This is a genomic window from Mucilaginibacter sp. P4_C11, assembly GCF_056402115.1.
Window position 1 is genome coordinate 292,962 of the sequence record NZ_JBFUIA010000004.1, and the last position, 25,599, is coordinate 318,560.

Annotated in this window: 24 protein-coding genes; 14 read left to right on the forward strand and 10 right to left on the reverse strand. The window is 43.5% G+C overall.

All coding sequences use genetic code 11. From position 1 onward, the window contains the following. Nucleotides 1-2: 2 nt before the first annotated feature. From AC1DU2_RS05780 to AC1DU2_RS05800, 5 genes are read left to right on the forward strand one after another with little or no spacing between them, the layout of a single operon-like run. Nucleotides 3-1,388: a mercuric reductase gene (locus tag AC1DU2_RS05780; RefSeq protein WP_477383282.1), complete on the forward strand. Its 1,386-nt coding sequence runs from the start codon at nt 3-5 to the stop codon at nt 1,386-1,388. A gap of 9 nt (nt 1,389-1,397) precedes the next feature. Further along, on the forward strand, nt 1,398-2,360 hold the full coding sequence (locus tag AC1DU2_RS05785) for an ABC transporter ATP-binding protein (RefSeq protein ID WP_477383284.1): 963 nt from the start codon (nt 1,398-1,400) through the stop codon (nt 2,358-2,360). Continuing rightward, nucleotides 2,353-3,924 (forward strand): ABC transporter permease/substrate-binding protein, encoded by a 1,572-nt coding sequence (locus tag AC1DU2_RS05790; protein ID WP_477383286.1) that lies wholly within the window; start codon nt 2,353-2,355, stop codon nt 3,922-3,924. Before AC1DU2_RS05785 ends, AC1DU2_RS05790 begins: the two co-directional genes overlap by 8 nt. Nucleotides 3,925-3,928: 4 nt before the next feature. After that, nucleotides 3,929-5,080, forward strand: coding sequence for an ergothioneine biosynthesis protein EgtB (egtB, locus tag AC1DU2_RS05795; RefSeq protein ID WP_477383288.1), 1,152 nt, complete (start codon nt 3,929-3,931; stop codon nt 5,078-5,080). A 19-nt stretch (nt 5,081-5,099) separates the two neighbouring features. Then, on the forward strand, nt 5,100-6,098 hold the full coding sequence (locus tag AC1DU2_RS05800; protein WP_477383290.1) for an L-histidine N(alpha)-methyltransferase: 999 nt from the start codon (nt 5,100-5,102) through the stop codon (nt 6,096-6,098). Nucleotides 6,099-6,249: 151 nt separating this feature from the next. Here the strand turns inward: AC1DU2_RS05800 and AC1DU2_RS05805 are convergent, their stop codons facing one another. After that, a complete protein-coding gene (locus AC1DU2_RS05805) occupies nt 6,250-7,071 on the reverse strand; it encodes a phytanoyl-CoA dioxygenase family protein (RefSeq protein WP_477383292.1) in 822 nt (273 codons plus the stop codon). 125 nt (nt 7,072-7,196) lie between these two features. On the opposite strand from AC1DU2_RS05805, the gene AC1DU2_RS05810 reads away from it, so the two are divergent. Beyond that, nucleotides 7,197-8,093 (forward strand): AraC family transcriptional regulator, encoded by an 897-nt coding sequence (locus tag AC1DU2_RS05810; RefSeq protein WP_477383294.1) that lies wholly within the window; start codon nt 7,197-7,199, stop codon nt 8,091-8,093. A gap of 2 nt (nt 8,094-8,095) precedes the next feature. Here AC1DU2_RS05810 and AC1DU2_RS05815 read toward each other — a convergent pair whose 3' ends face one another. The 4 genes from AC1DU2_RS05815 to AC1DU2_RS05830 all read right to left on the reverse strand — a co-directional run bounded on the left by AC1DU2_RS05815 (nt 8,096) and on the right by AC1DU2_RS05830 (nt 10,711). Then, on the reverse strand, nt 8,096-8,752 hold the full coding sequence (locus AC1DU2_RS05815; RefSeq protein ID WP_477360381.1) for a response regulator transcription factor: 657 nt from the start codon (nt 8,750-8,752) through the stop codon (nt 8,096-8,098). A 43-nt stretch (nt 8,753-8,795) separates the two neighbouring features. Next, nucleotides 8,796-9,470, reverse strand: a complete 675-nt coding sequence (locus tag AC1DU2_RS05820) for a sensor histidine kinase (protein WP_477360383.1) — start codon at nt 9,468-9,470, stop codon at nt 8,796-8,798. 83 nt (nt 9,471-9,553) lie between these two features. Next, nucleotides 9,554-10,003: a hypothetical protein gene (locus AC1DU2_RS05825; protein WP_477383295.1), complete on the reverse strand. Its 450-nt coding sequence runs from the start codon at nt 10,001-10,003 to the stop codon at nt 9,554-9,556. A 201-nt stretch (nt 10,004-10,204) separates the two neighbouring features. Beyond that, nucleotides 10,205-10,711, reverse strand: coding sequence for a hypothetical protein (locus tag AC1DU2_RS05830; protein ID WP_477383296.1), 507 nt, complete (start codon nt 10,709-10,711; stop codon nt 10,205-10,207). Nucleotides 10,712-11,099: 388 nt separating this feature from the next. Here AC1DU2_RS05830 and AC1DU2_RS05835 point away from each other — a divergent pair, with 388 nt between their 5' ends. The 6 genes from AC1DU2_RS05835 to AC1DU2_RS05860 all read left to right on the forward strand — a co-directional run bounded on the left by AC1DU2_RS05835 (nt 11,100) and on the right by AC1DU2_RS05860 (nt 18,588). Then, complete coding sequence (locus tag AC1DU2_RS05835; RefSeq protein WP_477383297.1) at nt 11,100-12,035, forward strand: hypothetical protein; 936 nt, start codon at nt 11,100-11,102, stop codon at nt 12,033-12,035. A gap of 298 nt (nt 12,036-12,333) precedes the next feature. Then, nucleotides 12,334-14,190, forward strand: a complete 1,857-nt coding sequence (locus AC1DU2_RS05840; RefSeq protein ID WP_477383298.1) for a transthyretin-like family protein — start codon at nt 12,334-12,336, stop codon at nt 14,188-14,190. 453 nt (nt 14,191-14,643) lie between these two features. Then, nucleotides 14,644-15,537, forward strand: coding sequence for an SDR family oxidoreductase (locus AC1DU2_RS05845; RefSeq protein ID WP_477383300.1), 894 nt, complete (start codon nt 14,644-14,646; stop codon nt 15,535-15,537). A gap of 12 nt (nt 15,538-15,549) precedes the next feature. Then, complete coding sequence (locus AC1DU2_RS05850; RefSeq protein WP_477383301.1) at nt 15,550-16,479, forward strand: NAD(P)H-binding protein; 930 nt, start codon at nt 15,550-15,552, stop codon at nt 16,477-16,479. A gap of 12 nt (nt 16,480-16,491) precedes the next feature. Continuing rightward, a complete protein-coding gene (locus tag AC1DU2_RS05855; RefSeq protein WP_477383302.1) occupies nt 16,492-17,412 on the forward strand; it encodes a helix-turn-helix domain-containing protein in 921 nt (306 codons plus the stop codon). Nucleotides 17,413-17,685: 273 nt separating this feature from the next. Continuing rightward, a complete protein-coding gene (locus tag AC1DU2_RS05860) occupies nt 17,686-18,588 on the forward strand; it encodes an NmrA family NAD(P)-binding protein (RefSeq protein WP_477383303.1) in 903 nt (300 codons plus the stop codon). A gap of 484 nt (nt 18,589-19,072) precedes the next feature. Here AC1DU2_RS05860 and AC1DU2_RS05865 read toward each other — a convergent pair whose 3' ends face one another. The 5 genes from AC1DU2_RS05865 to AC1DU2_RS05885 all read right to left on the reverse strand — a co-directional run bounded on the left by AC1DU2_RS05865 (nt 19,073) and on the right by AC1DU2_RS05885 (nt 23,882). Then, nucleotides 19,073-20,338: an FAD-dependent oxidoreductase gene (locus AC1DU2_RS05865; RefSeq protein WP_477383304.1), complete on the reverse strand. Its 1,266-nt coding sequence runs from the start codon at nt 20,336-20,338 to the stop codon at nt 19,073-19,075. Nucleotides 20,339-20,348: 10 nt separating this feature from the next. Next, the gene (locus tag AC1DU2_RS05870) at nt 20,349-21,107 is read right to left on the reverse strand and encodes a helix-turn-helix domain-containing protein (RefSeq protein WP_477383305.1); all 759 of its coding nucleotides are present in this window, start codon (nt 21,105-21,107) and stop codon (nt 20,349-20,351) included. A 523-nt stretch (nt 21,108-21,630) separates the two neighbouring features. Beyond that, nucleotides 21,631-21,840, reverse strand: a complete 210-nt coding sequence (locus AC1DU2_RS05875; protein WP_477360406.1) for a hypothetical protein — start codon at nt 21,838-21,840, stop codon at nt 21,631-21,633. A gap of 259 nt (nt 21,841-22,099) precedes the next feature. Then, nucleotides 22,100-22,864, reverse strand: a complete 765-nt coding sequence (locus AC1DU2_RS05880) for a LytR/AlgR family response regulator transcription factor (RefSeq protein WP_477383306.1) — start codon at nt 22,862-22,864, stop codon at nt 22,100-22,102. Continuing rightward, nucleotides 22,845-23,882 carry a sensor histidine kinase gene (locus tag AC1DU2_RS05885; protein WP_477383307.1) on the reverse strand — a complete coding sequence of 346 codons (1,038 nt, stop codon included), beginning with the start codon at nt 23,880-23,882 and terminating at the stop codon, nt 22,845-22,847. The genes AC1DU2_RS05880 and AC1DU2_RS05885 overlap by 20 nt, the downstream gene beginning before the upstream one ends. A gap of 374 nt (nt 23,883-24,256) precedes the next feature. Here AC1DU2_RS05885 and AC1DU2_RS05890 point away from each other — a divergent pair, with 374 nt between their 5' ends. Together AC1DU2_RS05890 and AC1DU2_RS05895 are read left to right on the forward strand one after the other, a co-directional pair. Continuing rightward, nucleotides 24,257-24,700, forward strand: coding sequence for a DUF2141 domain-containing protein (locus tag AC1DU2_RS05890; RefSeq protein WP_477383308.1), 444 nt, complete (start codon nt 24,257-24,259; stop codon nt 24,698-24,700). Nucleotides 24,701-24,766: 66 nt separating this feature from the next. Further along, nucleotides 24,767-25,453, forward strand: coding sequence for a DUF4397 domain-containing protein (locus AC1DU2_RS05895; protein WP_477383309.1), 687 nt, complete (start codon nt 24,767-24,769; stop codon nt 25,451-25,453). The last annotated feature ends 146 nt before the right edge of the window (nt 25,454-25,599 follow it).

A 25,599-nucleotide genomic window follows, 5' to 3' on the forward strand; every position in this document is an offset into this window, starting at 1 on the left:
GGATGAAAAAGTTTGATGCCATTGTTATAGGTGCCGGCCAGGCGGGGGCTCCGCTTGCCAAAAAGCTGGCACTGGCCGGATTAAAAACGGTGATTATTGAAAAACGTTTTTATGGTGGCACCTGTGTTAACGATGGCTGTACCCCAACCAAAACCTGGGTGGCATCGGCTAAGGCAGCTTATATGGCCGGCAAAAGCGCCGATTTGGGTGTACCGGTAAAGAAATTTGCCGTAAACATGCCCCGCATAAAAAAGCGCAAAGACGATATTGTAATGCAATCGCGCATTGGAGGGCAGCATGCGGCCGAGAAGACAAAAGGGCTTGATGTTGTTTTTGGCGAGGCAACATTTACCGGCGATAAAACCATTTCGGTGAAACTTAAAAATGGCAAAAAGCAAAACATCCAGGCCGATCAGATATTTTTAAATGTAGGCGCCAGACCGTTTATTCCCGAAATTGAAGGGTTGGCCGAAATCAAATATCTTACGTCAACAACCATCCTTGACCTGGATTATGTGCCGGAGCATTTATTGGTGCTTGGTGGTAATTATATCGGCCTGGAGTTTGGCCAGATGTTTCGCCGGTTTGGCAGCATGGTTACCATTTTAGAGAAATCAGGCAGAATAGTTTCGCGCGAGGACGAAGACGTATCTGCCGAAATGCAAAAGATACTGGAGGCCGAAAAGATTAATGTAATCACCAATGCGCATGCTACAAAATTTAAGCAGAAAACCGGCGGTAAAATAACCGTTACTGTAACCAGCAATGGAGAAGAAAAAAAGATAAGATGCAGCCACGTATTGGTAGCAGTTGGCCGTACACCGCAAACTGAAACGCTTGGATTGGATAAGGCTGGGGTAGAAACGGATGAAAAAGGCAACATCAAAGTAAACAGCAAACTGGAAACAAATGTACAAGGCATTTACGCCCTTGGCGATGTAAAAGGCGGGCCTGCTTTTACGCACATTTCGTATAACGATTATACCATAGTTTATCGCAACCTTATCGAAAAGCAAAACCTGAGCATTACCGACAGGTTGGTGCCTTATTGTATGTTTACCGATCCGCAACTTGGGCGGGTAGGGATTGACGAGGCTGAAGCCAGGAAACAAGGATTGACCTATAAAGTAGCCAAACTGCCTATGGCACATGTGGCCCGCGCCATTGAAACCGGCGATACCCGTGGTTTTATGAAGGCTATAGTTGATGTTGAAACCAGGAAGATATTAGGGGCAACGGTTTTAGGGCCCGAAGGCGGCGAAATTATGACCGTGCTGCAAATGGCTATGGAGGGTGGAATTACCTACGACACGATTCGCTATTTTATTTTTGCCCACCCCTTATATGCAGAATCATTAAATAACTTATTCCTGGGACTTGAAGATTAGTTTTACCGCATGATTAAAGTTGACGGCATAAGCAAACAGTTTGGGAAGGTTAAAGCCGTTGATGACATCTCGTTTGAGGTGCAGCCCGGGGAAAATTTGATTTTGCTGGGTACCAGCGGCTGCGGGAAAACTACAACGCTTAAAATGATTAACCGGTTAATTGATCCTACCGGCGGCAGCATATACATTAACAATCAAAATATATTTGAGCAGCAGCCCGAAGTTTTAAGGCGCGGCATTGGCTACGTGCTGCAAAACAACGGCTTGTTTCCGCACTATACCGTGGCCGAAAATATTGCCATAGTGCCGCAGCTACTAAAATGGGATAAGAAGAAAACGGAAAACAGGACTGTAGAATTGATGGAGAAATTACACCTGGACAAACGTTATCTGCATGTTTATCCCAACGAGTTAAGTGGTGGCCAGCAACAGCGTGTGGGGCTGGCCAGGGCCCTGGTGTCAGACCCTCCGGTTTTGCTGATGGATGAGCCCTTTGGCGCGTTGGATAATGTTACCCGGTCAACCATTCATAAAGAATTTAAAGCCCTAGATGAATTGAAGCGTAAAACCATCATTATGGTTACCCACGATGTGCAGGAGGCTTTTGAACTTGGCGACACGATTTGCCTGATGGATAAAGGCAAAATTGTTCAATCGGGCACACCTGCCGAGTTACTATTTAGCCCGGCAAATGAATTTGTAGAGAGTTTTCTGAAAGATCAACGCCTGCAGCTGGAGTTCAGGGCCGTGCGTTTAAGTAATATTTGGGATTTGCTACCCAGTTCGCACAAAAAGGCAGATGGTTTGTCATTAGCCGCTAATATTGATGTGTGGTCGGCGCTCGAGGGGTTTAAGTTTAATGATCACGAAACCATCAGCATAATTAACGATACCGGCGAGCGTAAACATGTAGGCTTCGACCAGTTGATGGCAGGCTTCTATCAGTATAAAAACAACCAGGGTCATGAATGAGCATCAGCAAACCTTATTTGAGTTTATGAGCCAGCAGGCCGATAAGCTTACTGCGCAAACGCTGCAGCACATTGGGCTAACTTTCATCTCGCTTTTTATTGCCGTAATTATTGGTTTGCCGTTGGGTATTTTCATTACCCGTAAAATAAAATTATCCGGCCCTGTGCTGGGCATAGCGGGGATTTTGCAAACCATTCCCAGCATCGCCCTGTTGGGGTTCATGATTCCTGTGCTGGGTATTGGCGCCAAACCTGCTATTGTAGCCTTGTTGCTTTACGCGCTGCTGCCAATCATTCGTAATACCTATACGGGTATTACCGGGGTTGATGCCTCTGTAAAGGAGGCCGCTGTAGCCATGGGAATGAATAAGTGGCAGATTTTGTTTAAAGTGGAGTTACCTCTTGCCATGCCCGTTATTTTGGCCGGAATCCGCACCGCTACGGTGATAAATGTAGGCGTGGCAACATTGGCTTCATATATTGCCGCGGGTGGCTTAGGCGAGTTTATTTTCGGCGGCATTTCGCTCAACAATACCAATATGATATTAGCGGGCGCTATACCGGCAGCCTTGCTGGCCATCGTATTTGATTTCCTGCTGTCGCGGCTGCAGAAACTCAATTTTAAAAAAATAAAGAAAAGCACTTACGCATTGCCGGTTTTGCTGGCGGTGCTATCATCGTTGTATTTTATTCCATCGGCTTACGGCGGTAGGCTTACAGCGGGTTTTACGCCCGAGTTTATGGGCAGGCAGGATGGCAACCTGGGGCTTCAAAGTAAATACGGCTTAAAAATCCACACCGTGGTTATCAGCGATGCGGTGATGTACAAGGCGGCGTTTGAAAAACAATTGGATGTAATTAGCGGCTACTCTACCGATGGCCGGTTAAAGGCTTATGACCTGGTAGTTTTAGATGATGATAAAAATATTTTTCCTCCGTATTATGCTGCCCCCATTGTGCGCGATGAATCCCTGAAAAAATATCCTGACCTGGAAAAGACATTAAACCTGCTTTCGGGCAAAATAAATGATTCCATTATGACGGAATTAAACTACCGTACCGACTATCTTCACCAAAGCCCAGAAAGGGTTGCGAAGGATTTTCTGGAAGCGAATAAACTATATAAAACATCCCGCGAGGGAGCCGCCGGCATCATTCGTATAGGTTCAAAAATATTTGGCGAGCAATATATCCTGGCCAACATGTACAGCATGCTGATAAAGGGTTATACCAATTATGATGTGGCTACCAAAACCGGCCTGGGGGGTACAAAAATTTGTTTTGATGCCTTAACTAATGACCAGATAGACTTTTACCCGGAATACACAGGTACGGGCTTACTGGCCATTTTGCAGGCATCACCAAAAACGGTTGCCGAAGTATCAAAAAGTAAGGATAGCACTTATGATTATGTGCAGCAGGAGTTTGAAAAACGATACCAGGTAAAATGGCTCAAGCCTATTGGCTTTAATAATGCCTACGCATTAATGATGCGCAGGCAGCAAGCAAAAGGGTTAAATATTAAAACAATTTCAAACCTTAAACGATATTTGAATAGGAAGTAATTAGATGGATTTAGCTGATTGTTATAAAAAAGTCAGGCTGCGAACGGAGCAAATTTGCAGCCCGCTGCAAACTGAAGATTACGTGGTGCAGCCTGTGGTTGATGTTAGTCCGCCTAAATGGCATATCGGGCACGTTACCTGGTTTTTTGAAACCTTTATCCTGAAGCCGTATTTCATGGGCTACCAGGAATTTAACCCAAACTACAATTACGTTTTCAATAGCTACTATGAAACGGTAGGCAACCGCGTTATTCGTACCGACAGGGGTAATTTAAGCCGCCCTACAGTTGCCGATATTTACCGGTACCGGGCATACGTAGATGAAGCCATGGCCAAATTTCTGTGCCAGGAACCATCCGCAGAAGTGAAGGAATTGCTCATTCTGGGCTTTAATCACGAGGAACAGCACCAGGAACTTTTATTAACAGATATTAAATACATTTTAGGGCATAACCCGCTATTTCCGGCTTATGACGATGGCTATATATCACCAAAAATCGCCGCGGCTGAAAACACAGATTTCATTAAGATAGATGAAGGGGTTTATGAGATAGGCTACAATAGTGAAGGCTTTTGTTTTGACAATGAGCTAAACCGGCATAAGGTTTATTTAAATGCATACGAAATTAGCCCCAATTTGGTAACTAATGCCGAATACCTGGATTTTATTGGCAGCGGCGGATATCACGATTTTCGCCACTGGCATGCCGAGGGTTGGGATTGGGTGAATACCCATAAGGTTGAAGCTCCGCTTTACTGGCACCTGATTGACGACGAATGGCACAATTATACTTACCATGGCTTACAACCGCTTAGCTTAACGGGCCCGGTTTGTCATATCAGCTATTTTGAAGCGTATGCTTACGCCTCGTGGAAAGGACTAAGGCTGCCTACTGAATTTGAGTGGGAGGCCGCTGCAACAAATTTCAGCTGGGGCAAAAGTTGGGAATGGACAGAAAGCGCATACCTCCCCTATCCAGGATTTGCAAAGGCGCCGGGGGCAATCGGCGAGTATAACGGCAAGTTTATGGTAAACCAAAAAGTATTGCGTGGCGCATCAGAAGCAACATCGCCGGGCCACAGCAGGATAACTTACCGCAATTTTTTTCAAACACATTTACGTTGGCAGTTTACCGGCATCAGGCTTGCAAGGTAACCGCACAAAACAGGAAGATATGGACTCAACCTTTGCACAAACAAATTTAACGGCGGCATCAAACCCAAAAACAAATTCGTTTTATAATGATGTTATAACCGGCTTGCGCGGAACACCCAAGCGTTTAAATTCAAAGTATTTTTATGATGCCAATGGCGATAAGCTTTTTCAGGAACTGATGAACTGCGAAGAGTATTATCCAACCAATTGCGAGATGGAAATATTTTCGGAAAAGACAGACGAGATTACCAGCGCCCTTATTGCCGATGGTGATGCTTTTGACCTGATTGAACTGGGCGCCGGCGACGCCACGAAATCAACCTACCTGCTGAAAGATTTGCTGGATAAAAAGGCAGAGTTTACTTACCTGCCTATTGATATATCGGATAATGTAATCTCGTACCTCAATATTACTTTGCCTGTTACTTTACCCGGCTTGAATATTACCGGTCTTAATGGGGAGTATTTTGATATGCTTAAAAAAGCAGCTTCCATATCGTCAAGACGAAAAGTGGTGCTTTTTTTAGGGTCGAACATTGGCAATATGCCCGTGCCCGAAGCTATTGAGTTTTGCAGGGAATTACGCAATCACCTTTCTGAAGGGGATATGGTACTGATTGGGATGGACCTTAAAAAAGATCCTAAAGTGGTACTGGCCGCTTATAATGATAAAGATGGCATCACCAAAAGATTTAACCTTAACCTGCTGGAACGTATTAACCGCGAATTAGAGGGCAATTTTGATGTTGCCAAATTCGATCATTATCCAACCTACGATCCGGATTCAGGCGCCTGCAAAAGCTACCTTATAAGCCTGGAAGATCAACTGGTAACCATCGGCGGTAAAGAAACAATCTCTTTTCAAAAAGATGAATACATCTATATGGAGATTTCTCAGAAATTCACCATCATGCAAACAGATCAGATTGCTATTAACGCAGGCTTTGTGCCCTTGACCCAATTTTTTGACGGTAAAAAGTGGTTTGTGGATGCTATTTGGGTGGCAAATACCATATAAACACGATTTACAGGATTAGGCAGGATTCTGATTGTTCAATTGGTCTGAATCAAGATTCGTCGGATTTATCAGATTATAAATGATTCTTTCTGCAAATCAAATCTGATAAATCTGCTTAATCCGAGTTCAGAAAAAAATCCTGTAAATCGTGTCAAAGTAATTTTGGGTTCAGTTCAGAATCTATCAGTTCGCCAATGGGTTTGCCCATAAGCCATTTGTGATGATCGTTTTTTTGCCACTCGTTTTTATAAGGTGTAATACGGGCACCATCGGCAATGTAAATTACGGTCATTACCTCGCGCATTTTACCGGAGTTGTTGCCTGGCGCATTGTGGATGGTAAAACCGCGGTGCCAGGTGGCATCGCCGGCTTTCATGGTTTGAGCCCTGCTAATCGGGAAGCCTTTCTCCTTTACATAATCATCAAATGCCGATTCCGACTCGTCAGATATTTCATGGTTAAATACTGCACCGTTAGTATAAGAGTTTGATGCAAAGGTAAGCATGCCCATATCTACATCAATATCAACCAGTGGCATCCACATGGTTACCGTGTTGTTGGTATCTATAGGCCAGTAATATTGGTCCTGGTGCCATGGGGTGGGCCCTCCGCCGGCTTCTTTAAACAGGGCCTGATCATGGTATAACCGTACATTTTCAACCCCCATCAGCTCGGCGGCAATTTTGGCCATCCGTTTGGCAAAAACAAAGCGTTTTACGTTGGCATCTACCTGCCATAGGTTCATAATCTGTAAAAATGCTTTGCCGTAGGTATCCCGGTCTTCCAGTTTGCGTTTTTCGGTATTGTATCGCTCAACAGCGTCAACAATAACCGGTTGGTAAGCTGCTGTTTCTTCTTTTGAGAGTATATTTTGAATTAAGGTATGCCCCTTTTCACGGAACTCCAGAATGCTCTCTTCCGGTAATTTTATAAAATCATCCAGCGCTAACAGATCAGAAACCTTTGTATTCATATTTTTTTTAGTTTATATTCAAAGTAAGTTTAACTTTAGCTGACAAAAAATGAAATGAATGGTGTAATTATGGATTATTTTATCCATAAGCTAACTTTTTAATAAATTCTACGTTAAAATATGCAATGATAAAAGCCTCGTTCGAAGTTCTTCAGCCCTCCATTAGTCAATCGTTCCTTGTCAAAAAATTTGATAAGCTGGCATTTGACGCGCCGTACCATTTTCATCCTGAATATGAGTTAACTTGTATTTTAAAAGGAAGCGGCAAACGGTATGTGGGCAGTCATATGGAAGATTTTGTAACCGGCGATCTGGTGTTGCTTGGCCCCAATTTGCCCCACTGCTGGAAACTGGATATAACCACTGTGTTGCCCGAGGATGCAAGCGCCATTGTGATTCAGTTTAATGACGCGTTTTTGGGCGACGACTTTTTTAACAAATTTGAATTACTGCACATTAAAAAGCTTTTTCAGAAAAGCGGTTGCGGGATATCATTCCATTCAGAAACGCAGCAGGATGTAAAGCAAATGCTGCAAAGCCTGGTTGAAGAAAAAAGCAATTTCAGGGTATTGATAGGCTTGCTAGAGATATTGCAGCGCCTGGCATCATCTGACGAATATATTTTGCTTGATCAGCACCGCATTATAGCCGAGCGCTCAACAGCCGAGCAGGAACGCATTAATCCCGTATTTGCTTACCTGGTAGAAAATTTCAGGAAACAGGTATCATTAGATGCCGCAGCAAGTATTGCGAACATGACCACCAATGCTTTTTGCAAGTACTTTAAAAAAGTAACCCGCAAAACGTTTATGGAAACTATAATTGAGTACCGGCTTAATTACGCCATACAGCAATTGGTACAAACCGATAAGCCGATATCAGAAATATCCTACGAGAGCGGTTTTGGCGATGTATCCCATTTTTATAAAATGTTTAAGGCCAAAATGAATTTAAGCCCGCTTAATTATCGTAAAAGGTTTATGCGTAACCTTGCCAGCAGCGCCAAAAAACTATCGGCCTAAAATCAGGTTACATTAATTATACCGCGTTTTATTGCGTATATAACCAGGCCCACCAGGTTTTTTGATCCCGTTTTTTCAAATAAACGCGCCCGGTAACCTTCAACAGTACGTACACTCAGAAAAATTTTATCGGCTATCTCCTGGTTTGAGTATTCCTGGCAAACCAATTTCAGTACTTCAACCTCGCGTTCGTTTAAGTCGGCTTTGTTTGCGGCAATACTTTCGGAGTGATCGTTGCCTACCAGCTGCTTAATAAGGGTGATGGACAGGTGTTCGTTAAAATAGAAACCTTTGTTATGCACCGTTGATACAGCCTCGATAATTTCTTCCGGTTCGGCATTTTTTAGCAGGTAGCCAGATGCCCCGGCTTTCATCATATCAACAATATACTTGTCTTCGTTAAACATCGATAGCGCAAGTATTTTGATGGTTTTATGATGCTGATGTACCAAAGCCGCCGTTTGGATACCGTCCATTTCGGGCATTTTAATATCCATTAAAAGCACATCGGGAGTTTGGGTTGTTAATAAACCCATCAATTCTTTACCGTTTGAAGCTTCAAGTATTAAGTCAAAATCTTCACAATCTTCAAGGGTGGCTTTTAAACCGTTCCTGAAAATTTTATGATCATCTACTATACCTAATTTAATTGTACCCATTGATTAACAAATAGTTGGCTAAAGATAGATTAAAGATACAAAACTAAACTATTTTTAATTTAATAGTGGTAAGGCTGCCACTTAATGGCTTGCTATAAATGTTAATTTCGCCGTTGATGAGCTGTACCCGGCTCTCGAGGTTTTTAATACCAAAGCCTCTTTTTACTTCGGGAAGGTTAAAACCAACGCCATTGTCTTTAAATTCCATCACCATAAAATTGCCTTCGCGGTTAATGGAAAGGTGGATAACCGATGCATCGGAGTGTTTAATAGCGTTGCCAAAAAGCTCCTGTGCTATGCGGTAAAGCGTAAGCTCAATCTCTTGCGGAAACCGCTGATCGGGCATGTTTTTGCTAAACTTTACCTTGATGTGGGTAGTTTGCTCCACCTTGCTTGCCAGGGCTTCAACAGCCACCAGCAGGCCATAATCGGTAAGTACAGGTGGCAAAACGTTGTGAATAATATTGCGTATCTCCTGTATGCATTCGTCGGTAAGCCTGCGGGTATCAGCCAGTAATGGCTGGGTGGTATCGGTGGTACAGTTTTTATCCAGCCGGTGCAGGTTAAGCTTTATAGCCGATAACACCTGGCCTACGCTATCGTGTAAATCTTCGGCCAGGCGTTTTCGTTCGCTTTCCTGTGTTTCAAAAACTGCAGCCATCAGGTCGCTTTGGCGCGCGTCATGCAAGGCCCGCAATTCAACCTGGTTTTTGATCATTTTACGCTGGTAAATAATCACGAAAAAAAATAAGCAGGTGATTAATACAACCACCACTAATGTACCGATAATTAATACCGGGATCAGGTTGTTTTCCGGGGCTGGCAAAGTAATCCTACTGTAAATAATATGTTTGCAATTATGTTGGTTAAACTGTTTATCATATAATAATTGTGCTGATCTTCGGCAGGTATGTGGGTAAGTAGCATAAACAAAAATATGTTTACAGATGAATAAAACAGCACGCCTGCATTTATCCAAAAGAGGCTTTGCTTCTCAATGTCGATATATTTTAATGGATTCAATAATTTATAAAAATAAATTATTGAAAAGATAATCAACATTAAACTCAATGATGTTATAGATAGCGACGGATAAATAAATAGGTTTTGTGCATCATATAATGTAATAAGTATTGAAACGGTACTCAATATTACAACGGTTTTCTTTAAGGCGCGTTCTACATAGATATTGTAATACATCAGCCCCAAAAGCACAACACTAACTACTACAAATCCATATAATACTGGCATTGTATTTCTTACCTTCCATTGATATAATGAAATCCACATACCCGCATCAACCAAAAAATTGATCAAAAGATATAAAGACGCTATTTTTAGGGTCTTATTCAATTGCCGATAGGAATACAACGCGACTAACACAGGTGCAAAACCTGATATCACTGAAATATTGGCGAACCATGTATCTAAAGGCATATCAAAATAAGCTATTTACGACTTTGAAGATCCACTAAGTGCACTGCCTTGAGGGCAGCCAGAAGAACCGGGGCACGGCACAGACATATCGCCAACTGTATATGTCGACGCTGTTGCTGCAAGTTTCAATGTTTTCAACTCGGCGTGTCCATTTGGTGTTGATATCTTACCGGTTTTTGCATCTGGTAACTGATCTTCACCATCGGCAGATACTCCTACTATTACAAAATGTTTTTGACCTTTAACATTAGCAAAAACGGATAAAATAAAATTACTTACTGATACCCAGAACTTTTGCCATCCGCTAAGTTTTTCATCATTAGCATAGTAGATGCGTATGCCCATACAACCATCCTGTTGCAGGATATGGTTAAGGATTTTGTTACCGAAAAATTGTGAAACGGTATCATTAGGATGTCTGTGCCTGTGATTTCGTGTCCATTGAGCTGCAAGTTCAAGATCGATGGCGGCGCCTTCATCGCCGGTAATTGGGTTGGTGTCTCTTGTTGGTTTGGTTTCCATTGTTGATTTAGTATAGAGGGTTAGGAATTAGTTTGGCTAAAACTAAGATTAATAAGTTGTTATTTCAACAGGGCCACGGGTTTTGGCGGTTGTCTCGTTATTTGACATGTTTTTGTAAGCTATTCATTTACAGCCAATAGCGAATTTATCTGTTTTTTACACCGGGTGGATATTACGTATTTCTACGCAGCAAAAACTGTAGTACTACGTGGGCATGATATGAACTTATGATAAAATTGAAATGGCAGCCAGGGGATTGGCGTTTAACAAATATTAACAACTTTATTACGGGATAAATATATTTATTATAATAAATATATTTTATATTGCATTTGTATTAATACATCAATAAGTAATTAATCAAATCTTAAACCATAAACCAATTAACATGAAAACAGAAATGTTGAGTACCGTACTTGACCCTACCACTGTAGGCGAATTCATTACCGAAAACCTTTACCAGGAACTTGCTCAAAACTTTAGGGCTAAATTTCCATCAGAAACCCGTTTTGTAAACCTGTCTAAATCGGCCGTTGAAACTGTTCTTAGTGACAGCAACGTATCGGGCATTAAATTCATGAACGGCCTTACCGATGTAAATGACCCATCATCAAGGATTCTGGTGCTCATACCGGCCAATTACACCATGAACAACAGCCTGCCAAATGCAGTTATTAAAAAGGATGGCTTTATCACCAATACAGGCGAGGTGATTTCATTAGAAAAAACCTGGCAAGTGCTTTTTAACCACGTGCTTAACCTTAAGAAGCTGGATGCGGGCATGCATTACACAAAAATTAACCGCGGATCGTTTTTAGGCAGGAAATTATTGACGGCTCTTGCTGAAGAGGCAGTTAATGATAACTTAATCTATACTTTTGGATACAATATCGAGATGAATTATCCTTATAAAGCGCTGATTTATCCAGAAACTAATGCATTCTATATAGGTGATCAATCTTATCCTTGCCCTGGTTCATCAGGCTGTCCAACAACAGGAAAAGACCCTTGCGCCCTTACCCGTATTGCAACCAACTTTGCCGGCAAAGAAGCTGACGGCCAGCTAAATGTGCTGAGGGGTTTCAGGGATAAAATATTACAGGAAAAATTCAACGGCGCCGAGATTGAAAAGTATTATACGATATCTGCATCCCTGCTTGAGGCTATTGATAAAGAACAAAACAAGGCCGTTATATTTAAAGAGATTTATGACAAGTATATTCAAACATCAATAGCTTCCATAAACAATAACGATGAGGCAACTGCTTACAGCCTTTTCCAGGAGGCAATGCAACATTTGACGGACACCTATTTATATCAATAAGGAGTTTCCAGGTCGAAAAAAGCGCCTTCTCCTACGGAAAAGACGCTTTTTTCGTTTATTGAATTATCCTGTTTTAAATATCATCCCCCTCCGCGTATTTCTACGCAGCAAAAACTGTAGTAGTACGTTTTCAATCGCGTACAATCATAGGGCATAAAACAGTAGTAGCAACGTTGATAGGGGCTTTTTTTAGTGAAACCTTTGACATAACAAAACAGCAGGGCTGTAAAAAGTTATGGAGCGTGCCGAAAATCCAATCAAAGAGTAGGCGGGAAGAAAAATCTAAAAACAAAAACCTATGAGCTTTACTATTAAAGGCAACCTACGCGGTTTGCTATGTTCTGATTGCGAGCTGCCGGTATCGGGCAACTCGGTAAAGGTTTACAAAACCTTTGATAGGGCCAACGAAACCCGCCTGGCCGTAGCCGATGCCAAACAAACGTTTCACCAGGTTACCGATGCAGAACTGAAAGAAAAAGAAAAACTGTTTATAGCCGAAGCCAAACTGCAGGATAACGGCGATTTTGTGATTGAGATAGGCGACAAAAGCGGCTACGATGGCGGTACGCTTGATGTTGACTGGTATTGCGGCAATACCCCTATAAAAATTGGGCCACACCACGCTAAAGACCTTTCACTCCAATTTCATATCACTACCCTGCAACCGGCTTTCAAGCAAACCGAAAGCGGGCAGGTTGCTTTTTTTGAATACAGGATAGACCCTAAATGGTTTTGCCGCATCCTTACCCTGTTAGACATCTGGGTAGTTTGCGGAATAGTAACCGACTGCGAAACTAAAAAGCCAATATCGGGTGTTAAAGTATTTGCTTACGACGTGGACCTGATACAGGACGATACCTTGGGTAATGCCTATACAGATAGCAATGGCAAATTTACCATTGTATATCCGGGCGCCAATTTCAGGCAAACGCTGCTTTCGCCGTTTTTAAATGTAGAGTGGCCAGCCGGCCCGGACTATTATTTCAGGGTGGAATCTTCGTCGGGCGCGGTTTTATTGCAGGAAGACCGTACCCGCGGCCGCCAAACCGACAGGCACAACGCCCATAATTGTTTCTGCGTAAAACTTTGCATAAAAGATGGCGGCATTTATACCAGCGATGTGCCTTGGTTTACATCAGTAGGGGAATTTAATATCACATCAGATATTGATGCATCAGGCAAAACACTTTTTGCTAAAGCAGGCGTTACCGGCGCGGTGGGCGGTGTTGGTTATGGTTTCTTTGGTATTGTAAACCTCAAAGGTTACGCTACCAAAAAAGTACCCACAGCGCCATCAAGCGCGCTTTATTACCGCTTTAGGTATTCATTGGATAATGTAAACTTTAACGCGGTAACCAGCGCCCAAATGGATAGCAAGCTTAAAGTGGCTACCCGGCAAATTACCTGGAACGGTGCTGTAGCTTTCCAGGATGTAATTGTTGATACCATTTTGCCGGCATCACCACAGGATAGCATCCCTGCCGATAATTATCCTAACCCCATACTGCCGCATATCATAAACCCCGATGCCAATGGCTGGATAAGGGTTGACCAGCCTGCAATGGATAATGGCTTTTATGGTCCGCTTGTGCGCTTAAACACCAACTCCATCATTGGCGGAGGGAGTGCAAGCGCCGGTTTAAACCCGGGTGATGCTGTAGGTATGGCCGATCAAAAAAACGGCAAAATCTTATACCTGCAATTTCAAACTACAGACGACCCGGCCAACGCCGCATCGCCCAACCTGAAAACACAATCAATCATCGGAAAAATTTATGTAAACAACTGGGACGAGGTTAACCTGATTAAGCTGGAAGAGTTATACAGTAACGGGTTAAGCGGATGCTCGCCGGTTAAAACAACAGCCCATATTGATTATACTATTGATCATGAGTTATTAGCCAGCTGGGGTATCAGTGTATGGTCAAACGCCACAGGTTATGTTAGCGGTTTCCCATCCGGCAATGCCCCAAGAGGTGCGGCCTCGCAAATTGTGCTCAACAATCCACCTGCTGCATCATCAATTGTGATAAACCCGTTGTTTGAAAACTGGCCATCATGTGCATACATGCTTAAGTTAACCACTTATCGCAAACTGACTACCGGAGACGACAACGATCACGGAAAAGATAATCCCGTACTTTTTTGCAGATAGTAAGGTATTAAAGAATTGCCAAAGGGTATCGCTTAACCGGGATACCCTTTTTGTATTAAAACAACCTTAGGATATAAGAAAATTCATACACCAGGAACACGATAGCCAGCACGGTGTGAAATACTTTGTTATCCACTTTTATGGCCACCTTGCATAACTCAAAATGGATAGCGTTGCGGATAGGGCCTCCCACGGTATACCGGCTGTAGCAGGCCTGGCCTTTTATGTATATCTAACGGATAACAAAGCAGACAAGGATTTTTATAGTTGTCATTCCAATCCAAATACTTTTTTATTCTCCCTCAATAATTCTCCCTGATCGCCCGTTTGTACAATGTTTGCACAAACATCCACAACCCCGGGGTAATCGTTTTGGCTAAATCAAAAGCAGATTCGGCTAAATCCGTTGTGCCCTTGCAACCGACATTTGTTTCATCAAAAATTGCTAAACTTATGAAAGTATTTGTTACAGGGGCCACGGGCTTCGTCGGTTCTGCCATTGTACAGGAATTATTAGGTGCTGGTCACCAGGTTTTGGGCCTTGCCCGTTCGGAGGCTGCTGCAAGTAAACTGTCGGCGGCAGGAGCCACGGTGCATCACGGCGACCTGGAGGACCTGGATAGTTTGCGGAGCGGCGCAACAGCCGCGGACGGCGTTATCCACGCGGGTTTTATCCACGATTTTAGCAGATTTAAAGAAGTATGCGAAGTAGACCGGCTGGCTATCGGGGCCATTGGCGAGGCGCTTGCAGGATCTGAAAAACCGTTCATCATAACATCGGGCACCGCCCTGGTTAGTCCGGGCAGGCTGGCTACCGAGGATATCATACAGCAACCAAATCCCGCGTTTCCCCGGGCTTCGGAAGCAGCAGCAGATGGCGCCGCTGCGCTGGGTGTAAAAACTTCAATAATCCGTTTGTCTCCATCCGTACATGGTGATGGCGATCTTCATGGCTTTGTCCCTATACTCATCAACATTGCCCGCCAAAAAGGTGTTTCTGCCTATGTAGGTGATGGCCTTAACCGCTGGAACGCGGTGCACCGGTTGGATGCCGTTCGTTTGTACCGGCTGGCTTTAGAAAATGGCGGCAAAGGCAGCCGGTTTCATGCTGCTGCCGAAGAAGGGGTTACATTTAAGGCCATCGCCGAAGCTATCTCAAAGCAACTTAATATTCCGGCCGTGTCTGTATCTCCTGAAGAGGCTGTTGAATATTTCGGCTGGTTTGCAGGCTTTGCCGCTATTGATTGCCCGGCTTCAAGCAAACTTACACAGGACAGTTTGAACTGGCACCCGACACAACCTACATTACTTGCCGACCTGGAACAGGGCGTATACACCAATATATAAACCGAAATCATTATGAAAATTGTTGTTACCGGTTCATTAGGAAACATAGGTAAACCATTAACTCAAATATTAGTTGGCCAGGGGCACGCCGTAACTGTGGTAAGCAGCAACCCAAAAAAACAGCAGGACATTGAAGCTTTAGGCGCAAAAGCGGCTATTGGCTCTATTGCCGATGTTGAATTCCTGGCCCGGAATTTTACAGGGGCTGATGCTGTATACGGCATGATACCACTAAGTTTTACCGAACCAGACCTGGGTAGCTATTTACGCCGTATGGCACAAAATTACACACTGGCCCTGCAACGGGCCCCAATTAAGCGGCTGGTAGTCATGAGCGGCTGGGCGGCTGATTTGATACAAGCAGAAAATGTTGAAGATGTTTTTGATGCGCTCACCGGTGTTTCCATCACCGTTATGCGGCCGGCCTCTTTTTACACCAACTTCTATCAATCGATGGACCTTATCCGGGGCAAAGGGCTCATGGGCAAATTCCTTACCTTGTGTTACTCTGGTTTGTGGGCTTTGCTAACCGGTAAAACCGGCCTGCTGATGGGGAACTACGGCGGGGATGACCGAACGGTTTTTGTATCTCCCCTTGATATTGCCGATGCGGTGGCAGAAGAGCTACTGCTGCATCCCGAAAAGAAAACCATCCGCTACGTAGGCAGCGAGGAAATGACTTGTAACGAAGCCGCTCAAATCATCGGTACGGCGATAGGCAAACCCTGGCTTAAATGGGTATTGCTCACAGACAAGCAAATGCTGCAAGGGCTGAAGATGGCCCGGTTACCGCAAAAGCTGGCCGAAACGCTGGTAGAAATGCAGGCCGCAATGCATAGCGGCAAAACCTTACAAAATTTCCACCGTAGCCAGCCCAGGATGGGTAAAGTTAAACTGGCCGACTTTGCCAAAGAATTTGCCGCGGTGTATAACAAAAAATAGGTATATTGACATATGAGCAGCAATCAGCCTTTACGGTTCAAAACCATCACCGAATATCACCGGGCTGCGGGGCTACCCAAGCCAGAACACCCGCTAATCAGCCTGGTTTGGATGGATACCGTTACCCCGCCCATCACCGAAGGATCGTTCAGCCTCATCTTCGATTTTTACTCTATTTCGATGAAAAGGGTACACAATGCTAAATTCAAGTACGGCCAGCAGGCGAGTGATTTTGACGAAGGTGTATTGTTTTTTATGGCACCCGGCCAGGTTTTTGGTATTGAACTTGAAAAGAGCACGATGCATAGGCCCGAGGGCTGGATGATACTGATACACCCGGATTTTTTATGGAACACAACGCTGGCAAAAACCATCAGGCAGTACGAGTTTTTCAGCTATTCTGTATTTGAGGCCCTGTACCTTTCTGATAAGGAAGAAAACATGCTTACAGGCATTGTACAAAACATTGAGCAGGAGTATCATGCCAATATCGACCGGTTTAGCCAAAATGTGATCATTGCGCAGCTGGAACTTTTGCTTACCTATGCAGAACGCTTTTACCAACGCCAGTTTATCACCCGCAAGATTGCCAGCCACGAGATACTAACGCGTTTAGAAGACCTGCTTTCTGCCTATTTCAACAGCGGCAGCCTTGCTAAACAAGGCTTACCCGGGGTGGCCTATATTGCCGAAAATTTAAATATTTCGCCCGGTTATCTCAGCGGGTTGCTAAAGTCGCTTACGGGCCAAAGCACACAGCAACATCTTCACGACAAACTAATTGAACTCGCTAAGGAGAAGCTATCAACCACCAGCCTGTCTGTCAGCGAAATTGCTTACGAACTGGGTTTTGAGCACCTGCAATCTTTCAGCAAATTATTCAAAACAAAAACTAATTTATCGCCGCTGGAGTTTCGCCACTCTTTCAATTAAAACAATCGATGTTTTGGCAGATAGCGGGTCGATGTTACCAATCCTTGTTAATTTCTATTCAATACTGTTTTCCTACTAAATAAGTTACCTCATCTCCATGTACCCGGTTTCCGCCGGGCGGCCATGACTTGCACGTTTAAAGGGAGTTTAAATATTTTAAAGAATGCATATTGAATTTGTTGTGAACTATAGTTTTGGATACAACAAACGAAGATATGGTTAAATCTATCCGGCGGGCGATAGCAACCTTTGTAGTGTTAAATACACAACATTATGAAAATTATCATTACAGGTTCTTTAGGGAACATTAGCAAACCGTTGACAGAAAAATTAGTACAAAGCGGGCACCAGGTAACCGTCATCAGCACCAGGCCGGAAAGACAGGCCGAGATTGAAAATATCGGCGCGAAAGCAGCAATCGGGTCTATGGAAGACGTTGATTTTTTAACGACCACTTTCGCGGCGGCGGATGCCGTATACTGTATGGAATCACTTGCGCCAAACGCTTTTTTTGATAAAAATTTGGATGTAACAGCCGCCATTATCCAAATATGCAAAAATTACCAAAAGGCTATCCAGCAATCAGGCGTTAAGAAGGTTATTCATTTAAGCAGTATTGGGGCGCATACCGATAAGGGCGTTGGTCTTTTGGGGTTCCATTATAAAGCAGAACAGATTTTTAACGAATTGGCCAATGACGTGAGCATTAAGTTTATGCGCCCGGTTGGTTTTTATTATAACATGCTGGCATTTATACCTACCATAAAGGCCCAGGGCACAATTGTAAGTAATTACGGAGGCGATAACAAAGAGCCATGGGTTTCGCCGCTGGATATTGCCAGTGTTATTGCCGAAGAATTTGACAAGCCATTTGCAGGCCGTACCGTTCGTTATATTGCCAGCGATGAGGTGACTCCGAATGAGGTAGCAAAAGTTTTAGGTCAGGCGGTGGGTAAGCCTGATCTGCAATGGACAGCAATCCCGGATGAGGCGTTTTTAAACAGACTCGTAAGCTTCGGCATGAACCCGCAGACGGCCAGGGGTTTCGCCGAGATGAATGCCGCGCGACTGAATGGTGTGCTCTATGAGGATTATTATAAACACCGCCCGGAGTTAAGCCCGCATAAGCTGAACGACTATGCCAAAGAGTTTGCAGCAATTTACCATCAGCAATAGTATTTGCTCCCTGCAGCAACCCACTGTGTGTACACATCTTTTGGGTCTTATCAATTAATAAAACCAGTTGTCATTTCGAACGAACTGGGGCGGGCATTGAGCGTTGGCGTGAGGAGAAATCCTATACGTCATGCTTGCAAACTTGCGTGGTGCGATGCAAATCGTATAAGATTTTTCGCTACGCTCAAGAGATAGTTTCTCTTTCGCTCTCCCGCACAACCCCACGTATGCTCTATCGAAATGACAATTTTCTTTACTTAGAGAGATGTGTACACACAGTGGCTGCAGCAACATGCCAGCCCGTTCAATATGTTAGGCTGGCAAAAAAACGACATCGATGGGTATTTGATTTTGCCTTTATCTTTTTTAAGGAAGAGGATTGGATAGTCAGGTGGTAATACCCCAAATTAAACCTATTAAATGAAGTAATAATTGCTGAGAACAGCTTTATTACTTCATTTTTTGCTTAAAGCCCGGGAGCACTTCATCGGAATATTTTTTGGACAGGAGACAGGCCAATCGCTTTGCGGATGGCAGGCACCACCAGCACTTTCATAAGGTAATTACCGATGAATAACCCTTGCTTGAGTTTGTTTTTACCAAACATCGCCAGCATGTGTTTTAAAGCATTGGGTTGATGCATCCATTCGGTGTTGAATAAGGTATCCTGCCCAATTCTGCCAAACCGGGCGAACATTTGCTTTTCATAATGGGCGATAGCCTGCCGGGTATCACTGAATTTGGCATCAGTAAGTGCTTCGCTCAGTTGCAGCGCATCCAGCATGGCCATATTAACGCCTTCACCTGCAAAGGGCGGCATCCAGTGGGCCGCATCGCCCAGTAGCGTAATGTTGGGTTTGGCGTCCCATTTTTGGTCAAGTGGCATACAGTATTGGGGCCTGGGGATGAACAGTGTGTCGGCACTTTCAAACAGTTCCCACCAAACCGGGCTCCATTCTGCAAACTCCTTTTTAAACCAGGCCAATACCTGCTGGTTATCATTAAAGTTGATGCCGCTTTCCTTCGCCCAAAACTCATTGGATTTAAAGCTGACGCCAAAACCAAAACTTCCGTCGCCTTTTGAACTAACTATTAGCGTTTTTTGGTTTCCGTAGGCAAATATTTTTCCGCCCTTTAACAACTGATGAATTACAGGGGCTGTTTTTGCAGCATCTTTGAGGGCTCCTTCCAACATGGTGATACCGGTCCAGTAGGGTTTAATGCTTGTAACAAATGGCCTTATTTTGCTGTTCGCACCATCCGCGCCAATAACCAAATCGGCCATGATGGTGTTGCCGTTTTGAAAAACCAGCTTCCAGGTGTCCTGTATTTGTTCAATGGATACAATGTGGCTGTCCCAAACAACGGTGCCTGGCAATAACGAATTCAATAAAATCTGCCTAAGTGGCCCCCTGTCAATTTCGGGACGGTAATTTTTATCGCCAAATTTTTCGGTACTTATTTCGGCGTGCTGATCTGAGTAAATTGCCAACTGGCTGTCTGTTACGCGCACAAGTTCGGCTCCGGGGCGATAGTGGGTTTTAAATTCATTCATCAAGCCTGCTTTAGTTAAAGCGGCCAGACCCGACTCAGCATGCAGGTCAAGCGCGCCGCCCTGCAGCCTTACTGCGCCATTGATGTCCCGTTCATAAACTTTTACGTTTGCACCTTTGAGTTGCAGAAGCCGTGCAAGTGTTAAGCCGCCCGGGCCTCCGCCAATAATCGCGATGTTTTTGTGTTGAATGTTCATGTAGGCAAAACTACCCCTTAGGCAAAGCCGATAATAGTATAAATCGGTCGTTTTGATTTTTGGCTAACTCTTTTGGCACCACGCCTGAAAACCTTTTTATCTCTTTAATAAAATGTGTTTGATCGGCAAAATTCTGCTCCGGGAAAAGTTTACCGTCCCTGATTTGCTGCAGGGATGCCCTGAACCGGAAAATATTGCAATATGCTTTTAAAGAAATGCCAAACTGCTCATTAAAATAACGGTTGATTTGCCTGCTGCTCCAACCTACGCTGCCGGCTAGTTCCTGAACAGTTAGCGACCCATTGGAAGCATAAATCAGGCGAAACAATTTCTGCTTGCGGTTGTCGATGCCGCTTTTAACAAGGCCGAGCATCGTTGCCGAAATTTTTTGACAGAAGGTTTCAAAGTTCCCCAGGTCATCAGCGGTGATGTTCCAAAACCCTGGCGGTAAGCGCCGCCCTTCATTTAATACAGAAGCCATTTTAATATCCAGCAGGTACTCAATAGCCAATAGTTTAAAACTGACGGCAAACATCACCATATGGGCGGGAATTGAGGCCTGATCGGGCTGGGTATCGAGGCCCCGCAGCGTGGCATGAAAAGGCTGGTTGGCGGCAACAGAAAATATAATATCAAACCGCCCGTCGGGCAGCACAACAATCTCCCTGGCGTTAGCCGACTCATTCCGGATCATCCAGAAGCTTTCCACAAAGTCGGCAAGTCCGGTAGCAGGCTGGGTGGTTTTTAATTCGAAACCCTCTTTTACCATTAATTTATCGGCATTGTTAAGTATTGTTCAACTCAGGAAAAACGCATCTAATTGGGTTAACATAACTTAACACATTTCAGGCAATTTATTTACAAACTACTGATAATCAATATTTTATATTTAATCATGGTTAACACTAAACTTGTCGTTCAATTTAGGCGCATCCAAACACGTGTGCCTGTTGTTGGCCAATACAAGTCCCTTAAGTAGTCGGATCATTTAACCAGGATCAGCCAATAAAACAAGGCGTTGTTTGATGCTTATATCTTCCCAACACCATAGGTTCATTCCATTAGCTATTTAGATGCGTTTATCCTGTGCGTTCAACTATACCAATCTAACGCTAATTAAAGGGAAATCGAAAATATTTTCAGAGATTAAATTTTTTGTTCGATTGTGTTAATCAAACTGGCATAAATGGCTTGTGAGCGTGTATGGATCAAAGCATTCGGGATTCATTTACATTATGGGTTGTGATTCGACGGTCCGGCAGCTTAAAGCGGGTTGGCGACTCAACAGGCTATTATTCTAATATATGACACTCAAAGCCAAGGTCGGCCAGTAACTGAATGATATTTGAGGTACAAAATTTTTCACCTTTCACCCTCAGTATGCTATCGCAATCATCCAGGTCAAAGTTTATTTCGGCAAAAGGCAAATAATGTTGCAGTACTACAACCAGTGCAGTTGCGTGCGCCGGGTTTTTAACATTAGTTTTAAAAATTTCAAACATGGCCGTTTTCTTGCGACGAAGCGATTAACATTAATTTTCGTTATGAATTGGCTGGTTATATTTAAAGTAGCTATTAACCGCGCACCCATAGTCATCAAATTTGCATTATACACGCAGGGTTTAATAACAAAACGTAGCCGAAACGGGCAAATTAAAGCCGGAAACGGAATAAGACGGAAACGGAATAAGACGGAGCAAAAAAAGTTGAAATAAGTGTCGAAAGTTTCATTGGAAAACTATAGCTGGCTATCAATACATATTAGCCTTTTGCAAGCCAGCTCAAAAATTGCGGTGCCTTGCCTTTGCTGACAATAACCTTTTCGGCAAATGGCACGTTGAGGTTTATAGAAAGTTTTCGCGAAAAAAAATTAGATACATCTTTTATAGCCTTCCGGCAAACCAGGTATTGCCTGTTTGCCCTGAAGAAGTAATTGCCGGAGATACGCTCCAACTCATCAAGGTTTTTATTGGGATAAAACGTTTTTCCCGAAAACGTAAGCAGGTGGGTAATTTCGTTGGCCAGGTAAAACATGGCTATATCGTCCAGGCTAACCGGGATGATCTTATCCCGGTGATAAACAAGCACCGAAGCTGCCTTCTCCTTTTCTTTTCGCGCCAGCATCTGTATCAGGGCTTCATACTGTGGTGTTTGGTCTGTGGAGAACAGCTCTTTTAACCGCCTGTATTTTTGAAGGGCATCGTTCAGCGTTTTACTGGTGAATGGCTTCAGGATGTAATCTATCCCATTCGCCTTAAAAGCATCTAAGGCGTACTCGTCATAAGCAGTACAAAAAACTACGGGCACGGCTACCAATCCGGCAACAAAAATTTCAAAACTAAGCCCATCCCCCAATTGGATATCGCTAAAAATCAAGTCTGGCGCATCGGCTGTTTTAAAATATGCAAGGCCCTCTTTTACCGACTTGATTTGTACAATATCCACAGGCTCATCCATCAGTTTCCTGATGTTCAGCTCCAGGTCATCGGCAACCAGGCCTTCATCTTCAATGATTACGATGTTCATTTTTTAACAATTTTATAGATACCGAAAACGAGTTCTGTTCTTCATTAATGATAATATCATCCCCCGACCATATATGGTATCTTTCGGCCAGGTTGGCCAGGCCATAATTGGTTGATGCAACTTTAATGTTTTTTACCTGCCGGTTATTACTGATAACCAGCCAGTCATCATGTTGGCTAATGGTTACACAAAGTGGATCTTCACGGGTAAAATTATTGTGTTTAATGGCATTTTCCAACAACGGCTGCAGCGAAAACGACGGCAGGTAGTATGCTTTTAAAGTTTCTTCGGGCAGCGTTATTGAGCAATTGAGGGCGGTACCAAACCTTATCCGCTGCATTTCCAGGTAATCCAATAAAAGGCTCACTTCATCTTCCAGTTTGGATACGTTTGATGTATGATGAAATATGGATGCCCTTAAAAAGTTGGCCATGTGCACAATATAGGTATCGGCAGTTTGCACATCCTTATGATATAACGCTTTCAATGTATTTAACGCATTGAACAAAAAATGAGGTTGTATCTGTTGTTTTAGCAGCAGGTTGGTAGCTTCGGCATTGGCTGCCTTTAGCCTGGAGAGCTCCAGCTCGCTGTATAGTTTATGCTCGTATAACAAAACCGAATCGTGCAAAATCATAATCATGGTATTAATTACGATACCGGAGCCAACAAAGGCAAAAAACAAACCAATATCCCAAAAGGACCATTTTTTATGGGCTACATAAGCAAATACGGGCCATAGCGCAAGGTAAATAAATACACTTGCAGGGTAAGTTAACAAGCGGCGGTATATCGTAAATTTTTTTGACCGCACCTGAAACCGCGGCAGTAAAAGGAGCATCAAACCTACATCGGCATAACCAACCACTAAAATTCCCGACATGGTTAACAATGTATAGGGCAACACCGGCTCGGTAGAACCACTGCGGGAAATGATAAGATAAAAGATAACGCCGATAATTACCGATAGTAACCAGCTTAAGCGATTTAAACGTTTTACGGGCAAACTCTCCTGCATATAAAACAAATGTAGCTAATAGATTATACGTATGCATTTATCATGTACCGAAGCGGGCAAAACCAACGCCCAACCGCCCGGGCGACAGGCTAAAAAGGCAATTGAACAGGCCGGAGACTTCAATTTAAGCTGCCTCTCCGGCCACTCCAAAATTAGCAGCTATCAAAAGCACCGGCACGCAGATTTTCTTAATCAATTCAAAGCACTGTATTTCGTCAATGAGGCGGCCAGTTGCATAAAGGCACGTTTCATTCAAATTCATGAGCATAACCTTCGGGTGCAATTATGCCCGTTTCGCTATGTTTTTGATAACCCGCTATAGGCAGTGCCAATACCTTCGCCTTCAAATAATGTTAAAATTAAATTTTACAACTATGAAAAAAACCACTGTATTATGCCTTAACATGCTTGCAGGCTTGCTGTTTATCTTCCTGGCTTCTTATACACAAGTGCGGGAAACACCGGTAAAGGTTACCGGGATCAGGTCCCAGAAAGGCAAAATCATTCTTAATGTTTTTAAGGATAACGAAAGCTACGACAATGAACAGCCTTACAAAAAATTCACATTCGATAAAAAGCCGCTCAATAACGGCACGCTCACGGTAATGTTAGGGCTTGAACCTGGCACTTATGGTATAACCCTCATCGACGACGAAAACGGGAACGGCAAAATCGACAAGAATTTGATAAGAATGCCCAAAGAAGGCTTCGGCTTCTCCAACTTCTTTATGGAAAAGCTCAAAAAGCCGGCATTCGACGACTTTAAAGTCGATTTAAAAGCTACGGCCAAAGTTGACATAAAAGTAAAATATATGTAAGCCCCGGCCGGATAAACGAAATCACAGAAACTATCATTCTACATGAAAAAAGCATTAAAAATCAACATGAAAACTTCAGCAATTTATAAGAAAGTGTTAACGGGCATAGCCCTGCTTACAGCCGCGATATCCTTTTCGTCATGCGAAAAAAACACTATCGACCCCTCGGGGCAATTCAACATCAAAGTAGTTAATGCGGCATCTACCTCGGGGCCGCAGAGTTTTACTATTGCCAACTCGGTATTGGTAAGCGGCGGACTTAAATACACCAACGCTTCGCCCTACATCACCACAGCCTCCGGAAAAAGGCTGGTTATGGAATTTAAAGATGAAGGATCAAGCAATGTTTACGCATCCGGCGAGCTTTATACCACTAACGGCGTAAGCTTTACGGTATATATGGCGGGCAAAGGCTCATCGGCCAGGGTTAAATCTTTTGAAGATGACCTGGCCGCGCCTAACAACGGCAAGGTAAAAATTAAGTTTATCCATTTAAGCGATAACGCGCCATCGGATATCAATATCAAAGATGCGTCGGGCGATGACCTGGTAACCAATATCAGCAGGAACATTGCAAGCGGTTACAAATATGTTGATCCGGGAACATTATCGGTGCAACTATATGGAACCGCCTCCAGAAAAAACATTGGCAACTTTAGTATCGCAGAGCTACAGGCCGGTAAAATATATTCCCTCTATTTCAGCGATGCAAGCGATGGCGGCCTTAGTATAAATAAGGTGCTGCACAATTAACCCATTCAATTACCTAAGTAAAGAGGCCGTATCATAAATCAAATGATGCGGTCTTTTTATTTTACGGCGGATAAATCGATTTCAAGTAGTTTTTTGATGTTGATTTCGAACTAACGAATATTCTTGATTAAGAACGAGTGAAAAGA

Excerpts from the sequence above, each read along its gene's own strand:
- AC1DU2_RS05785 (WP_477383284.1), top strand. The coding sequence starts at position 1,398 with ATGATTAAAGTTGACGGCATAAGCAAACAGTTTGGGAAGGTTAAAGCC.
- AC1DU2_RS05865 (WP_477383304.1), bottom strand. The coding sequence starts at position 20,338 with ATGAACATTCAACACAAAAACATCGCGATTATTGGCGGAGGCCCGGGC.
- AC1DU2_RS05815 (WP_477360381.1), bottom strand. The coding sequence starts at position 8,752 with ATGGGTACAATTAAATTAGGTATAGTAGATGATCATAAAATTTTCAGG.
- AC1DU2_RS05855 (WP_477383302.1), top strand. The coding sequence starts at position 16,492 with ATGAGCAGCAATCAGCCTTTACGGTTCAAAACCATCACCGAATATCAC.
- AC1DU2_RS05820 (WP_477360383.1), bottom strand. The coding sequence starts at position 9,470 with ATGATCAAAAACCAGGTTGAATTGCGGGCCTTGCATGACGCGCGCCAA.
- egtB (WP_477383288.1), top strand. The coding sequence starts at position 3,929 with ATGGATTTAGCTGATTGTTATAAAAAAGTCAGGCTGCGAACGGAGCAA.
- AC1DU2_RS05810 (WP_477383294.1), top strand. The coding sequence starts at position 7,197 with ATGATAAAAGCCTCGTTCGAAGTTCTTCAGCCCTCCATTAGTCAATCG.
- AC1DU2_RS05870 (WP_477383305.1), bottom strand. The coding sequence starts at position 21,107 with ATGGTAAAAGAGGGTTTCGAATTAAAAACCACCCAGCCTGCTACCGGA.
- AC1DU2_RS05875 (WP_477360406.1), bottom strand. The coding sequence starts at position 21,840 with ATGTTTGAAATTTTTAAAACTAATGTTAAAAACCCGGCGCACGCAACT.
- AC1DU2_RS05825 (WP_477383295.1), bottom strand. The coding sequence starts at position 10,003 with ATGCCAGTATTATATGGATTTGTAGTAGTTAGTGTTGTGCTTTTGGGG.
- AC1DU2_RS05850 (WP_477383301.1), top strand. The coding sequence starts at position 15,550 with ATGAAAATTGTTGTTACCGGTTCATTAGGAAACATAGGTAAACCATTA.
- AC1DU2_RS05895 (WP_477383309.1), top strand. The coding sequence starts at position 24,767 with ATGAAAACTTCAGCAATTTATAAGAAAGTGTTAACGGGCATAGCCCTG.
- AC1DU2_RS05790 (WP_477383286.1), top strand. The coding sequence starts at position 2,353 with ATGAATGAGCATCAGCAAACCTTATTTGAGTTTATGAGCCAGCAGGCC.
- AC1DU2_RS05800 (WP_477383290.1), top strand. The coding sequence starts at position 5,100 with ATGGACTCAACCTTTGCACAAACAAATTTAACGGCGGCATCAAACCCA.
- AC1DU2_RS05805 (WP_477383292.1), bottom strand. The coding sequence starts at position 7,071 with ATGAATACAAAGGTTTCTGATCTGTTAGCGCTGGATGATTTTATAAAA.
- AC1DU2_RS05885 (WP_477383307.1), bottom strand. The coding sequence starts at position 23,882 with ATGCAGGAGAGTTTGCCCGTAAAACGTTTAAATCGCTTAAGCTGGTTA.
- AC1DU2_RS05830 (WP_477383296.1), bottom strand. The coding sequence starts at position 10,711 with ATGGAAACCAAACCAACAAGAGACACCAACCCAATTACCGGCGATGAA.
- AC1DU2_RS05890 (WP_477383308.1), top strand. The coding sequence starts at position 24,257 with ATGAAAAAAACCACTGTATTATGCCTTAACATGCTTGCAGGCTTGCTG.
- AC1DU2_RS05840 (WP_477383298.1), top strand. The coding sequence starts at position 12,334 with ATGAGCTTTACTATTAAAGGCAACCTACGCGGTTTGCTATGTTCTGAT.
- AC1DU2_RS05780 (WP_477383282.1), top strand. The coding sequence starts at position 3 with ATGAAAAAGTTTGATGCCATTGTTATAGGTGCCGGCCAGGCGGGGGCT.
- AC1DU2_RS05880 (WP_477383306.1), bottom strand. The coding sequence starts at position 22,864 with ATGAACATCGTAATCATTGAAGATGAAGGCCTGGTTGCCGATGACCTG.
- AC1DU2_RS05835 (WP_477383297.1), top strand. The coding sequence starts at position 11,100 with ATGAAAACAGAAATGTTGAGTACCGTACTTGACCCTACCACTGTAGGC.
- AC1DU2_RS05860 (WP_477383303.1), top strand. The coding sequence starts at position 17,686 with ATGAAAATTATCATTACAGGTTCTTTAGGGAACATTAGCAAACCGTTG.
- AC1DU2_RS05845 (WP_477383300.1), top strand. The coding sequence starts at position 14,644 with ATGAAAGTATTTGTTACAGGGGCCACGGGCTTCGTCGGTTCTGCCATT.